The following is a 12,345-nucleotide window of genomic DNA, read 5'->3' on the forward strand; positions in this document are numbered from 1 at the left end:
TGGGGTTGCTGGGGTTTGGGGTGGGGTGCGCGGCCAGATTACCCGGTCAGGCTGCACCGCCCGCCATAGGGTTCAAGGGGGATTGCCCCCTCATGTGAAGGGCCAAAAAGCAATTGCTCGCGCATGTTGCTAACATCGGCGCCGCTGCGGATCAGACCATAAAACCAACTGCTATCAGCCGTATCGCCATACATCACCGCACCGACAAGGCGGCTGTTTTCGAGGACCAGGCGTTTGTAATTGCCGCCTTCAGGGTCGCGCAGCGTGATGTCCTCGCGCCCCTCGCCTCCGGCAAAATCACCAGCAGAGAACAGATCGCATCCGGTAACTTTAAGCTTTGTTGAAACCTCTTTTGGGGCAAACGCCGCCTGCCCGCCCGTCAGATGCGTCGCCAGAACTTCGGCCTGATCATACAGCGGCGCAACGAGACCAAAGAGAGCGCCGTTGTGCTCAACGCATTCGCCAAGGGCATAGACATCCGGCGTGGCGGTTTGCATCTGGTCATTCACCGGAATGCCGCGCGCGACCGCAATGCCGGCGTCTTTTGCCACACCGGTATTGGGGCGAATGCCCACGGCCATCACCAACAGATCACAGGGCAATTTACGCCCATCCTCAAGCACAAGGGCGCACACGCGGCCATCGTGGCCCAGAATTTCATGCGAATTGGCGCCGCAGATCACCTTGATACCGCGATCAATGAGCGCCTTACGGAGCAAAAATCCCGCTGCTTCGTCCAATTGCCGTTCCATCAGGTGGCCCATGAGGTGCACCACCGTGACCTCCATACCGCGCGCCGCAAGGCCGGCGGCGGCCTCAAGGCCCAAGAGACCGCCGCCAATAACAACCGCGCGAGCACCGGGGTTGGCGGCGGCTTGGATCATCATGTCGGTGTCTTCAAGATCGCGATAGGCAATCACACCGCTCAAATCACTGCCCGGCAAGGGGATGATAAAGGGCGCAGATCCTGTCGCGATCACCAAGCGATCATAGGCAACCGTGCCGTTTTCGCCGGTGACGGTTTTCGCGTCCGTATCAATGCCGGTCACCTTTTCGCCAAACCGGCAGGTCACGCCATGAGCAGCATACCATGCGTCATCATGGGTCACGATTTCGGCATAGGTTTTTTCGCCCGACAGAACCGGCGAAAGCATGATCCGGTTATAGGTGCCGCGCGGCTCGGCGTTGAAAAGCGTGATCTCATAGGCGCCGGCATGATCCACGCACAGCCGTTCAACCAACCGCCCGGCCGCCATACCGGCCCCGATGATGACCAATCGTTCGGCCATTACGCCGCGTCCTCATTCGCAGCGGCCTGCTTTGGCGCGGGTTTCGCACCGTGCTCGTATTCCTCAAGGAAATCAAGAACCTCTTGGCGATAGTTGTAGTAATCCGGATGCTCCAGAAGGGCCTTACGGGTGCGCGGGCGCGGCAGGTCCACGTCGACGATTTTGCCGATCGTGGCTTGCGGGCCGTTGGTCATCATCACCACGCGGTCCGCCAAAAGGATCGCTTCGTCCACGTCATGGGTGACGCAAACGGCGGTGACCTTGGTGCGGCTCCAGACCTCCATCAAAACCTCTTGAAGCTCCCAACGGGTGAGACTGTCGAGCATGCCGAACGGCTCATCCAAAAGCAGTAGTTTCGGCGACAAGGCAAAGGCGCGGGCGATACCGACCCGTTGCTTCATGCCGTTGGACATATCAGAGGCAGGACGGTCCATCGCATCCGCCAATCCGACGCGCTCAAGGTAGTATTCGACCACATCTTGACGCTCGGCGCGGCTGGCGGTCGGATAAACACGGTCCACCCCGATCGAGCAGTTCTCGCGCGCCGTCAGCCACGGAAACAAGGAAGGCGATTGGAACACCACCGCGCGTTCGGGGTCGGCACCCATCACGGCACGGCCATCCAAGCGGATCACCCCTTTTGAGATCGAATTGAGCCCCGCCGCCATGGTCAAAACCGTGGATTTACCGCAACCGGAATGGCCAATCAGCGAGACAAACTCGCCGCGGTTGAGTTTAAGGTTGAAATCCTCGACCACCGTCAACGGACCTTTGGGCGTCGGATAGATTTTGTGCAACTGCGAAAAATCGAGGAAATTGCTATCGATCATCCCCTCTTGGGCCTTGGCCACCGCTGCCGGCACCCCATGAATTGGCGTGACATTGGGCAAGGCGCGACTTTCTTCGGCTTTGGCATCGATCCCCACATCCATCAGATGGGTCGTTACCTGCGCGCGCAGTTTTTTGAACCCTTCGTCGTGGTTCATCGCCATGCGGTCACGCGGGCGTGGAATATCCACCTTGAACGCCTCGCCCAAAGTGCCATCGGGATTGAGCGGAATGATCCGATCGGCCAAAATAATGGCTTCATCTACGTCATTGGTGATGAGAATGACGGTCTTTTTATCGGTTTCCCAGATTTGCAAAATCTCATCGGCAAGGTTTGCGCGGGTCAGAGCATCCAGCGCCGAAAGCGGCTCGTCGAGCAGCAATAATTCCGGCGACAAGGCCAATGCACGCGCCACGGCGACCCGTTGGCGCATACCGCCCGACAGCTCCGCAGGGCGGCGGTGCGCAGCATGGGTCAAGCCCACCATCTTGATGTAATGGTCGATCTTGGCCTGCTTTTCCTTTTTGGAAATTTTTGGCGCAACCGCATCCACGGCAAGACCAATATTGCCCGACACCGTCAGCCACGGCATCAGCGAGTAGCTTTGAAACACCAACCCGCGTTCGGGGCCGGGCCCGTCGATCTCTTTGCCTTTGAACGTCACGGTGCCTTTGGTGGGTTTTTCCAAACCCGCCACCATGTTCATCAGCGTCGACTTGCCGGTTCCGGAGAACCCGAGGATGGCAAGAAATTCGCCCTCCGGCACTTCGAGGTTAATGTTCGACAGCACCTGTTTATATTGCGTGCCTTCGCCGAAGCCTTTGGAGACGTTGTCAAATTTAAGAAAGCTCATGTCAGGCCTCACCGGTTTGCGCTAAAGGTAAACAGCTGTTGCAAGGCGAACATCACACGGTCCAACAAGAAGCCAATGATGCCGATGGTGAAGACCGCGACCATGATTTTGGCCAGCGATTGCGACGACCCGTTTTGGAATTCATCCCAAACAAATTTGCCCAAACCGGGGTTCTGAGCGAGCATTTCAGCCGCAATCAAAACCATCCATCCAACACCCAGTGACAGGCGCAGACCGGTAAAGATCAACGGCAGAGCCGAAGGCAAAACCAATTTGGTGATCTTGGTCCAGGTGCCCATTTTGAGGACCTTGGACACGCTCACAAGATCTTTGTCGATCGAGGCCACGCCGAGCGATGTGTTGATCAAAGTTGGCCAAAGCGAGCAGAGCGTCACAGTGATCGCCGAGACGAGGAAGGATTTCGAGAACATCCCGTCATTGGTGGCATAAACCGCCGATACGACCATGGTCACGATGGGCAGCCAAGCCAGCGGCGAGACCGGTTTGAAAATTTGCACAATCGGGTTGATCGCAGCATTGGCAGTCTTTGACAGACCGGCGGCGATGCCGAGCGGCACGGCGACGATCGTCGCAATCAAAAAGCCGAAGAAAACGGTTTTGATCGAGGTCCAGATTTGCTGGTAATAGGTCGGCTTGCCAGTGTAGCTGCGGAATTTGACTTTGTCTTCCTTGCCGGCGGCGATCAATTTGTCGTTGCGCACGTCCTGGCGCTCGTAAAACTGCGCCTCTTTGTCTTTCTCACGCAGGTGATCGGCATGCAAATTGCCGACCTGCTCCCATACCGCCATCGGGCCGGGGATCGCACCAAGCGAGGTTTGCACCCTCGGCGCAAGGCTCGACCACATAAACAAGAACACGAGAATGGCGAGCAAAGGCACGCCAAGCTGCTGCCATATTTCCTTGGCCTGCGTGCGCGGGTTGTCGCCGGCAATGGCTTTGAGGATCGGTGTCACCCACGGCAAGCCCACAACCTTAAGCCATCCATCGGCCTTGTTGATGCGGGTAAATGTCCGCGCGCGGCGCGCGTCTTTCGCGGCGCTGGCTGCGAGGGTATCGGGGTCAATGACGGTCATAAAGCTGGTCCTTGGACGGGCGTGGTATGGAATTGGGGCGGAGCGAAAGTGCCGTGATAAAGCATGTCCGCCGCCCTGCCCCATGCGAGGCGGGCGGCGGGCAAAGGGATCATCCCTTGACTTGATTGCCTTCGACGGTCTGGCTGGATTTCAAACCGATCGGCAGGCTGTCGATGTAGGCGTTGGGGGTTTTGCCATCATAACCGATGCCATCAATGATATCGCCCGACGGGGTCGGCGCTTTGTAACCGTCGCTGTCCCATGGGAAATCACCTTCATTGGCAAGGCCTTCGTCAACCAGATGACGCGCCGCTTCGAGGTAAATCTCGGGCTTGTAGACCGATTTGGCGATCTCGTCATACCAGCTGTCAGGTTTGGTTTCGGCGATTTGGCCCCAACGGCGCATTTGGGTCAGGTACCAAATCGCATCCGAATAATAGGGGTATGTGGCATTGTGGCGGAAGAAGGTATTGAAGTCAGGCACATCGCGTTTGTCGCCTTTTTCATATTCAAATGTGCCGGTCATCGAATTGGCAATGACCTCTGCATCGGCGCCAACGTATTCAGACCGCGACAGGATCTCGACCGCCTCTTCACGGTTGGCGTTGTCATTTTCATCCAGCCAAATCGCCGCACGGATCAAGGCTTTGGTCACGGCAATCGCGGTTTGCGGATTTTCCTGCTGGAAGGAGGCAGACATGCCGAAGACTTTCTCGGGATTATTTTTCCACAATTCGTAATCGGTGATCACCGGAACGCCGATACCTTTGAAAACAGCGGCTTGGTTCCACGGCTCGCCGACGCAATAGCCATAGATCGTGCCGGCTTCCATTGTGGCGGGCATCTGCGGTGGCGGCGTCACAGAAAGCAGGACATCGGCGCCGATTTGCCCTGACACATCCTCGGGGGAATAATACCCCGGCTGCAAACCACCGGCGGCAAGCCAGTAGCGCAATTCATAGTTATGCGTCGAAACGGGGAAGACCATCCCCATGTTGAAAGCCTTGCCGTCGTCTTTGTATTTCTCGACGACCGGCTTCAAAGAAGAGGCCGAAATCGGGTGCACGGGCTTGCCGTTCTCCTCGGGCACAAACTCTTTCATCTGCTCCCATATTTCGTTCGAGACGGTGATCGCATTGCCGTTCAAGTCCATCGAAAATGGCGTGATGATATGGGCTTCGGTGCCGTAACCGATCGTGGCGGCCAAAGGTTGACCGGCGAGCATATGCGCCCCGTCCAAGGTGCCAGAAATCACACCATCGAGCAGCACTTTCCAATTGGCTTGCGCTTCCAGCGTAACGAACAGGCCCTCATCCTCGAAATAACCTTTTTCATAGGCGACGGCGAGCGGCGCCATATCGGTCAGTTTGATAAAGCCGAATTTCAGCTCATCTTTTTCAACATCGAGCAGTTCGGCCATGGCGGGCGAAGCGATGAGAGCAGTGGTGGTCAAAGCCCATTTCAAAACGGTTTTCATACGTTGGCAATCCTTGTGCTACGTGGCCCAAAGGGGCGGGTCCAATGACGCCCAAGCGGGCCAGTCAACGGAATTGGGAAATTAAAAAAGCCGCGCGATAGGATCAGCTCGAAGCAGGAGCGGAGATCGTATCGAGCGGCATTGCTCTTCGTGGCAAACCCCGGCGGCGGGGATCTCGGGGGCGGCGATGCTACGTTGCATCCGCCCTATGGGTTCGAAGTTACAGGAGCCCCTTGGCGCTTGGCGAGAGAGAGTCTTTGCATTTGCAGAAAGATTGTGGCGAGGTTGCTGCATCTGCACAAAAAATCATCACGAAACCGCAGATGGGTCGAAAATTTGACCGTCAAAAAACGCATCCGGGCCAAGAATCATCTCGCCACGCGTCGAGGATACGGCTTCGGGGGACTGCATTGCGCCTTCCAATTTTTCGGACGCCCCCGGCATATCCGCACCGATCGGCGAGAGGTTTGCACGATACAGATCCGCGCGAAAACAAGCCTTGGCCCTACGGATCGCCGCAGCGGGGTCAAGCCCGTGACGGCGTGCAATACCGTTGGCAATCCAAGCGGCCTGACTGCGCCATGGGAAATTCGTGGCACCGCGATGCAGGCAGAGAAATTGCGGCACATGCACCCCCAAAGCGCGAGGACGGGTGATGATTTGTCCTGCAAGGGCGCGGTCAATCACTGTCGCCGGCAAATCCAGATGTTCAGAACGCGCCAGCACCTCGGAAGCCAGGGGCAGGTTGCCCTCTTGGCCAAGCCAATGCGAGGCGCGATACACCGCGCGCATCAAGGCTGCGGTCAACTCCGGGTTGGCTTCGGCCCATTCATGGCGCACGCCAAGCACTTTTTCCGGCGCGAAGGACCAGATAGACGCCCCCGGCAGGATCAATTCACCTGCCTGCGCCTCGACCGCCATCGACCCCCACGGCTCCCCGACACAAAAAGCGTCGATCTCGCCATCGGCCAGAGTTTCGGCCATCAAGGGCGGCGGCACGATCCGCACATCAAGGCAGCGGTCTGTGTCCACGCCCAGCGCACCCAACCAATAGTGGAGCAATTCCACGTGCATCGAAAAGGGAAAGGGCACGCCGACGCGCAAAGGCGATCCTGCCGCTTCGATCAGGGCGCGGCCGGTCTCTTCGGGTGCCGTGAACCGCCCGCTCCAGCCTGCCGCGCGCATCTTATCCGCCAATTCCGTTGAAACCCCAATGGCATTGCCATTGACCGACAGCACCATCAATGCATCGACCTGCGCCGGCAACCCGCCAAGACCCAATGACATTGCAATTGGCAAAGGCGACAGGATATGCGCCGCGTCCAGATGGCCAAGGGCCAAAAGATCCCGCAGCGCCGACCACGAGGGTTGGCGCAAAAGTTGAAGGTTGATCCCCTCCTCGGCGGCGAAATTCATCTCGCGCGCCAGAACCAAAGGCGCGCTGTCGACCAAGGGTACATAACCGCAATTCAGGGTGGTGAGGTTTTTCATTGAAGCAGTTCCGTCGCAGTAATGAGAGCTTGGGCCACATCGGTAAGCTTGCGATTCTGGTCCATCGCGGTGCGGCGCAGCAAGGAATAGGCCTCATCTTCGCCAATGCCCTTGGCTTGCATCAGCAACCCTTTGGCACGGTCGATGGTTTTGCGTTCGGCGAGGGCCAACTTTGCAGCGTCGAGTTCAGAACGCATCTGCGAGATCATCCGGAACCGCGCAATGGCGGTTTCCAAGACCGGTTTGATCCGGTCTTTCTTGAGGCCATCCACCACATAAGCGGACAGGCCCGCCTTGATCGCAGCCCCGGTCATACCGTCATCGGAGCGATCGACAAACATCGCCACGGGGCGGGTGCTGGCCCCGGATGCTGCCGACAGGTTTTCCAAAAGGTCGCGCGACGGGTTGGCCAGATCGATCAACACCAAATCGGGATCAATCTCGGACAAGCGCCGCGCGAGGGCGCGGGTCTCGCTCAAAACCACAACATCGGTCCAACCGCCATCGGCCAGACCTTGAAGGATTTCGGCGGAGCGTCCAGCGTCAGCTTCGACCACCGCAATTTTCAGATCATAACTCATAAAGCGAGCAGTGCCGCGCCCGCCGCACGCCGCCAAGATCACAGCGCAGCCAGTGCCACGAGGGGCGGGTCTCTTATAACTTACGGTGCAATTATGGGCGGTTAGCCCAAAAAAAGGGCAGCGTGAAAACCCTCTTACTTCACGGGAATAGACACGCGAAGCTGGATCGTTTCGAGGCCTGGATTGTGGCTGGCGATCTCGGCATTGGAGCGGTGGTCGTAAACCAAGCCCACACGCACCCCGGATTGGGCGCGATAGCCAAGTTCAATTCCCGACCGGAATTCGATTTCATGGCCCAAATCCGGGCCATCGCCGCGTGCATAGACCCCGGGCATCAGGGACAATGAGACGTAGCCGCGATCATTCCAGAAATTGCTTTCGTGCGTTGCGCCAAACCCGACCCACGCATCGCCGCTCTCGGTTACCGACACCCCGACAGCAGGTTGAAACGGGCCAAAGCTGTGACCAAAGGAATAGCGCAGATAGGCCTCGCGATCGATATGCGACTCTTGAAAAATCACGTCACCCGCCGACAGGCTGAAGGACGCCTGCGCGGGGGCTCGGGCCAGGCAACCGTCAGGACAATGATTGAACCCCATATCCGTCAGTCCAACCAACAAAAACAATCCCGCCAATGTGCCATCCATGTTCGCGTCCTTTCGATTCCACCCTCCCCTGATAGGGGGCGGCGCAGCTGCTGTCACCTGCAGATTTTTTGCAAGCCCGCGCGACGGAGTTCCCTGCCCCGCACGTATCACCTGCAGGACGCGCCAAACACCACGCCGTTTTGCGCCGCGCCTTTTCAACCGCTCGTGTCTTGCACCCTCGGGATATGCCGCAATGCGGTGCCGCGTTCAATTATGCGCAGCGCCTTTGGCCTGCCTCCTCTGGTGTGGGCCGCATTTCGGCCCTGACCCGTTTTCGTGGGTTTGGGGATCTGGCGGTGAACAGGAACGGACGCAGAGCGACAGGCCATCAAGGAGCCTTACAGATGTCTACCCTTCGCCGTTATGCCACACCGATCACCATCGGCAGCTTTACCCTTATGGCGGTCACCGGCCTGTTGATGTTTTTCCACCTCAACAGCGGTTTGAACAAGTTGGCCCATGAATGGATCGGCTTGGTAATGATTGCCGCTGTGATCTTGCATGTGGCGCTCAACAGGCGCGCGTTCACACTCTACTTCAAGCGACCTCTGGCTGTCACGGTCATGGCGGTTTTCGTCGCCGCGCTGTCGTTGTCCTTCGTTCCGCTGGGCGGGGGGAAAGGCGGCGGACGCCCCGACATTACCTCTATCCAGTTGTTGGCGCAGGCCCCGATCGAGGTTCTGGCACCGGTGTTGGGCACCGATGCTGCGGGTTTGATCGCTGCGCTCGGCGGGCATGGCTACGATGCGTTTGCCGGGCAATCTCTGGCTGATCTAACCGGCACAGAATTGCGAAACCAAGCAGAGTTGATCGCCACGTTAAGCCGTGATTTCGGCGCGGGCGCGCCTGATGCAGCAAATCCGAGCGCAGCGGGCACAAGACAATAGCGCCGCCGCGCGGGGGGCATGAAGGGCGGCAGCAAGAGCTGTGCGGCATCATATGTAGGACCGGTGGAACCGGCATGGCACCCCTGTTGAGGGGGGCTGCCCTCGATGGCGCGGCTTGCGCGCGACGCCTCATCGCCCCGCAATCGGTATCTGCCGATCACATCGTTTGGGTGTGGCGGACATCCTGACTTGCATCGCCCGTCTGGCGGACCTGCGCGACGTGTCCGGCGGGCGCTCGTCGCCGGTCATCCGTTTAGCGGACGGTCCTGCTCGGGTGGCTGTGCGGGATCAGCGGGCTGTGTCGGAAGGGGGTGTGCCGGCAGGAGGTATGTCATCGGGGGCACCGCCCTGCTTCAGCCTATTATAAATCTCGCTGTTGGGGCAAAAATCCGGCGCAGAGGTCGGCGGCACCGGCTGCGCCCCGAGCCAACGTTCGCATGTATCTACCTGCAAACAGCGGCGGCAACGGGTGACCATACCGCAATAAGACTGTTCGCTCAGCCGCCCGTCAAGAACGGCTTGCCCGAGAGACAGCCCCATCACCCGCCCCACCGAACGGGTCAGCCAGAAATGCCGGTTCGGATCGCCCAATCGGGCCAAAGTCGGAACGCTCATATCGGGCTCTTTTCGCGCAGGGCATTTTGCGGGTGCGCATGGACGGCCTGAAAGGCGGGCGGTGACCGGCGGTCTATGGCGCGCGGCAATGGCAATGGGGATTGGATCCGGTATTGGAACTGAGGCTGAGGTTCTGGCAGGCATCCGGCCAATTGCAACGCCTTGAGATTGGCAAATAGACCCCGGTTCAAACACGCATCGGGTGCGGTATCGGCCACGTTTTCTGCCCCCCCCGCGCGGGCCGCTGCGTCGGCCTGAGCAAGCCATCGTGCGCATCCATTCACCCATGCGCAGCCTCGGCAGGTATCAACGACCTGTGCCCAGCGCCGCGCGTCCAGATCGCCAGCTTCGAACGCAGCGATCAAATCCGTCCCGGTTGCCCTTGCCATACGTTTAACCCGCCAATAATGGCGGATAGAGGGACCAAGAGCACGGACAGGCTTGGGCGGCATCACAGAGTTTTGGGTCATCGAAGGGCTCCGAATGAAGAGGCGCGTCGAAGCTCAGACATAAAGCACGCGGGGCTATCGCACCTTGATCCGGATCAAAACGGCAACAGGTGCAACTTGCGCCATCTGGCGCGCGGGTCATAGCACGCCACATTAGGTTCGACCGGCAAACCCATTCTTGGCGCGCGTGGCACTGTGCATACAAAAAGTTGTCAGAACGCACTAAGCACATGTTATAAAACCTAATAGACGGACGTCATGCCATGCCACCCTGACACAACACCCTTGACCCAATGGCTGCTATCGGAGAGTTTTGTCTGTACCTCTGCAATGCTCTCTTGCGGCCCGCGCGCCCGGATTCTTATCGCGGCTGTGCAAAACCTCACTGCAATCGCCTGCGCTCTATCGCGAAGTTGATCGAGCAGCGCGGCAAATCTCCCCCGCTGCGACGATGCTGCTACGCGTGACATCAAAACTCTCGTCGAGCACCCCGTGCTGGGGGGGGGAAGGCAGAGGGGCCAAGGGTTTCCGCCGCCGATGCAAAGCCGCCCCCGCAGACAAACTGCGGCCACTCCGACGGCGCAACAGCTTACAGCTTTGCCGCCTCGCGCCGTACGGTTTCAATCCGCGCGGCATTGGGCGGATGGGTGCCGAGGAACCGGTTGCCCGGATCAGGAATACGGGTGAAAAATGCCGCCCCGCGCACGGGGTCATATCCGGCCCGCGCAGTGATACGTGTGCCCAGCGCATCGGCTTCCAATTCGAAATCCTTCGAATAGCTGCGCGCGCCAACCGTGGCCCCAATGTCCTGCGCCGCACGCACCTCGTTTTCGCCAGCACCGGTCAGAGCCGCCAATCCGGCAAAAATCAACGCACCGGTGGCTGCATTGGCCTGCGTGCGGGCGATGTGGCCGTTGATATGGTGCGCCGCCTCGTGACCAAGAACAAAGGCCAGTTCATCGGCGTTATGCGCCATGGCAATCAACCCGAGATTAAAGGCAATTACAGGGCGGCCGGTATCATCAAGCGTTTGAAATGCATTGGGCGGTTGGTTCGGACGGTCGTCGATCACGATGAGGAAATCGCAATTGCTGCGCGGGGCGCGGCGGCGGCATTCGGCTTCGGCGATCGGCTCGATGGTCTGCACCACGCGCACAAATTCCCGGTTGGCCTGCGAGGGGGTAAGATGCGCCGCGTTGGACGACGTTGCAGCGGGCGCGGTGGTGGAGCCACCGGGGCGCGGCGTCGTGGTCGGTTCAACACAAGCCACCAGAAGCGGTAAAGCGAGAAGAGCGAAAGCGCGCATGAATATCCTCATTCACGAAATGTCTGCTTGTTGTAGCAGGTTGTGCGCCGCGTTCCAGTCATAGGAAAGGCTTTCGCGCTCACTTCTTTGCGCGTGGGTGGCCGCGCGCCTGCCCAAACCGGTGGTGATCAAATCCATGCGGCGGCGGCGCGACCATGGCCGCCCGTCACCTGCCCCGCCGCAACGCTCCCTTGCCAAGCTCTACCGGCCGCGTCATCATGGCCATATGTTTACCATCGAGCATGAGTTCGACGCCACGGTGATCACCCTGGTTGACGACGGCCCCGCCCCACTCAAAGAAGATGTCACGGTCAATGCGTTTTCCGAATGTATCACCGTCGAGCAATATGATCCGCGCACCGATACCGTGGTGATGATCACCCTATCGATCGCACAACTGCGCGATCTTGGTGCGGCGCTCGATTTGCCTGAAGGCGCCTATTTGCTCAACGAAACCACGCGCAAATAACACTTCGGGTCAGGTGATCTCGAAAACCTTGTCGCGGCTGGTCTCACCGCGTTTGAGCCGGAGCCGCGATTTGGCCACCCCTAAGGATTTGGCCAAAAGCTTTTGCACGGCAGCGTTGGCTTTGCCGCCTTCGGGCACGGTGGTGACATAAATACGGATTGCGCCCTCCTCGACCGTGATCCGGTTGCGCGCGGCCTTGGGGGTCACACGCACCGCGATCTGCGCGCCGGTGGTGGCCAGATCCGCAAGCAGGGGCGTTTTGGACATTGGCGGTGCTCTCAAATTGGTATTATTGCAGCCTGCGCGAAACCTTATCGGGTTTGCAACGCCGGGACCAGCCGCCGCGCGGCCCGCGCGG

General features: G+C 59.1%; 12 protein-coding genes and 1 pseudogene. 2 read left to right on the forward strand and 11 right to left on the reverse strand.

The genetic code is table 11. The features are described from left to right. Positions 1–47 precede the first annotated feature (47 nt). The 7 genes and pseudogenes from DI396_RS02375 to DI396_RS02405 form a co-directional block, all read right to left on the reverse strand. Positions 48–1,289 (reverse strand): annotated as a pseudogene (locus DI396_RS02375) (NAD(P)/FAD-dependent oxidoreductase); the annotation flags it as partial. Next, a complete protein-coding gene (locus DI396_RS02380; RefSeq protein ID WP_110794518.1) occupies positions 1,289–2,971 on the reverse strand; it encodes an ABC transporter ATP-binding protein in 1,683 nt (560 codons plus the stop codon). The pseudogene DI396_RS02375 and the gene DI396_RS02380, both read right to left, overlap by 1 nt. A gap of 8 nt (positions 2,972–2,979) precedes the next feature. Then, the gene (locus DI396_RS02385) at positions 2,980–4,065 is read right to left on the reverse strand and encodes an ABC transporter permease (protein ID WP_110794519.1); all 1,086 of its coding nucleotides are present in this window, start codon (positions 4,063–4,065) and stop codon (positions 2,980–2,982) included. Positions 4,066–4,174: 109 nt separating this feature from the next. Further along, entirely contained in the window at positions 4,175–5,542 is a 1,368-nt protein-coding gene (locus DI396_RS02390) for a CmpA/NrtA family ABC transporter substrate-binding protein (RefSeq protein ID WP_110794520.1), read from the reverse strand. 309 nt (positions 5,543–5,851) lie between these two features. Then, complete coding sequence (locus DI396_RS02395; protein WP_110794521.1) at positions 5,852–7,033, reverse strand: CmpA/NrtA family ABC transporter substrate-binding protein; 1,182 nt, start codon at positions 7,031–7,033, stop codon at positions 5,852–5,854. Beyond that, the gene (locus DI396_RS02400) at positions 7,030–7,614 is read right to left on the reverse strand and encodes an ANTAR domain-containing response regulator (RefSeq protein ID WP_110794522.1); all 585 of its coding nucleotides are present in this window, start codon (positions 7,612–7,614) and stop codon (positions 7,030–7,032) included. Before DI396_RS02400 ends, DI396_RS02395 begins: the two co-directional genes overlap by 4 nt. Before the next feature lie 134 nt (positions 7,615–7,748). After that, positions 7,749–8,261 (reverse strand): acyloxyacyl hydrolase, encoded by a 513-nt coding sequence (locus DI396_RS02405; protein WP_110794523.1) that lies wholly within the window; start codon positions 8,259–8,261, stop codon positions 7,749–7,751. A gap of 344 nt (positions 8,262–8,605) precedes the next feature. On the opposite strand from DI396_RS02405, the gene DI396_RS02410 reads away from it, so the two are divergent. Further along, on the forward strand, positions 8,606–9,148 hold the full coding sequence (locus DI396_RS02410) for a DUF4405 domain-containing protein (protein WP_162617126.1): 543 nt from the start codon (positions 8,606–8,608) through the stop codon (positions 9,146–9,148). Positions 9,149–9,436: 288 nt separating this feature from the next. Here the strand turns inward: DI396_RS02410 and DI396_RS02415 are convergent, their stop codons facing one another. The 3 genes from DI396_RS02415 to DI396_RS02425 all read right to left on the reverse strand — a co-directional run bounded on the left by DI396_RS02415 (position 9,437) and on the right by DI396_RS02425 (position 11,518). Next, positions 9,437–9,763 (reverse strand): DUF6455 family protein, encoded by a 327-nt coding sequence (locus tag DI396_RS02415; RefSeq protein WP_110794525.1) that lies wholly within the window; start codon positions 9,761–9,763, stop codon positions 9,437–9,439. Further along, positions 9,760–10,233, reverse strand: coding sequence for a DUF6455 family protein (locus DI396_RS16550; protein ID WP_204362778.1), 474 nt, complete (start codon positions 10,231–10,233; stop codon positions 9,760–9,762). The genes DI396_RS02415 and DI396_RS16550 overlap by 4 nt, the downstream gene beginning before the upstream one ends. Positions 10,234–10,801: 568 nt before the next feature. Beyond that, positions 10,802–11,518 carry a M48 family metallopeptidase gene (locus tag DI396_RS02425; RefSeq protein ID WP_110794526.1) on the reverse strand — a complete coding sequence of 239 codons (717 nt, stop codon included), beginning with the start codon at positions 11,516–11,518 and terminating at the stop codon, positions 10,802–10,804. A 226-nt stretch (positions 11,519–11,744) separates the two neighbouring features. Here DI396_RS02425 and DI396_RS02430 point away from each other — a divergent pair, with 226 nt between their 5' ends. After that, positions 11,745–11,987, forward strand: a complete 243-nt coding sequence (locus DI396_RS02430; RefSeq protein ID WP_110794855.1) for a hypothetical protein — start codon at positions 11,745–11,747, stop codon at positions 11,985–11,987. A gap of 9 nt (positions 11,988–11,996) precedes the next feature. Here the strand turns inward: DI396_RS02430 and DI396_RS02435 are convergent, their stop codons facing one another. Beyond that, positions 11,997–12,254 (reverse strand): DUF167 domain-containing protein, encoded by a 258-nt coding sequence (locus DI396_RS02435; RefSeq protein WP_110794527.1) that lies wholly within the window; start codon positions 12,252–12,254, stop codon positions 11,997–11,999. Between the last annotated feature and the right edge of the window lie 91 nt (positions 12,255–12,345).

Origin of the sequence: Litorivita pollutaquae (assembly GCF_003205515.1) — a bacterium.
GTDB classification, from domain to species: Bacteria; Pseudomonadota; Alphaproteobacteria; order Rhodobacterales; family Rhodobacteraceae; genus Litorivita; species Litorivita pollutaquae.

What these genes read in the sequence shown, in the direction of transcription:
- DI396_RS16550 (WP_204362778.1), bottom strand. Translation starts at nt 10,233, where the DNA reads ATGACCCAAAACTCTGTGATGCCGCCCAAGCCTGTCCGTGCTCTTGGT.
- DI396_RS02430 (WP_110794855.1), top strand. Translation starts at nt 11,745, where the DNA reads ATGTTTACCATCGAGCATGAGTTCGACGCCACGGTGATCACCCTGGTT.
- DI396_RS02390 (WP_110794520.1), bottom strand. Translation starts at nt 5,542, where the DNA reads ATGAAAACCGTTTTGAAATGGGCTTTGACCACCACTGCTCTCATCGCT.
- DI396_RS02435 (WP_110794527.1), bottom strand. Translation starts at nt 12,254, where the DNA reads ATGTCCAAAACGCCCCTGCTTGCGGATCTGGCCACCACCGGCGCGCAG.
- DI396_RS02415 (WP_110794525.1), bottom strand. Translation starts at nt 9,763, where the DNA reads ATGAGCGTTCCGACTTTGGCCCGATTGGGCGATCCGAACCGGCATTTC.
- DI396_RS02385 (WP_110794519.1), bottom strand. Translation starts at nt 4,065, where the DNA reads ATGACCGTCATTGACCCCGATACCCTCGCAGCCAGCGCCGCGAAAGAC.
- DI396_RS02380 (WP_110794518.1), bottom strand. Translation starts at nt 2,971, where the DNA reads ATGAGCTTTCTTAAATTTGACAACGTCTCCAAAGGCTTCGGCGAAGGC.
- DI396_RS02395 (WP_110794521.1), bottom strand. Translation starts at nt 7,033, where the DNA reads ATGAAAAACCTCACCACCCTGAATTGCGGTTATGTACCCTTGGTCGAC.
- DI396_RS02405 (WP_110794523.1), bottom strand. Translation starts at nt 8,261, where the DNA reads ATGGATGGCACATTGGCGGGATTGTTTTTGTTGGTTGGACTGACGGAT.
- DI396_RS02425 (WP_110794526.1), bottom strand. Translation starts at nt 11,518, where the DNA reads ATGCGCGCTTTCGCTCTTCTCGCTTTACCGCTTCTGGTGGCTTGTGTT.
- DI396_RS02400 (WP_110794522.1), bottom strand. Translation starts at nt 7,614, where the DNA reads ATGAGTTATGATCTGAAAATTGCGGTGGTCGAAGCTGACGCTGGACGC.
- DI396_RS02410 (WP_162617126.1), top strand. Translation starts at nt 8,606, where the DNA reads ATGTCTACCCTTCGCCGTTATGCCACACCGATCACCATCGGCAGCTTT.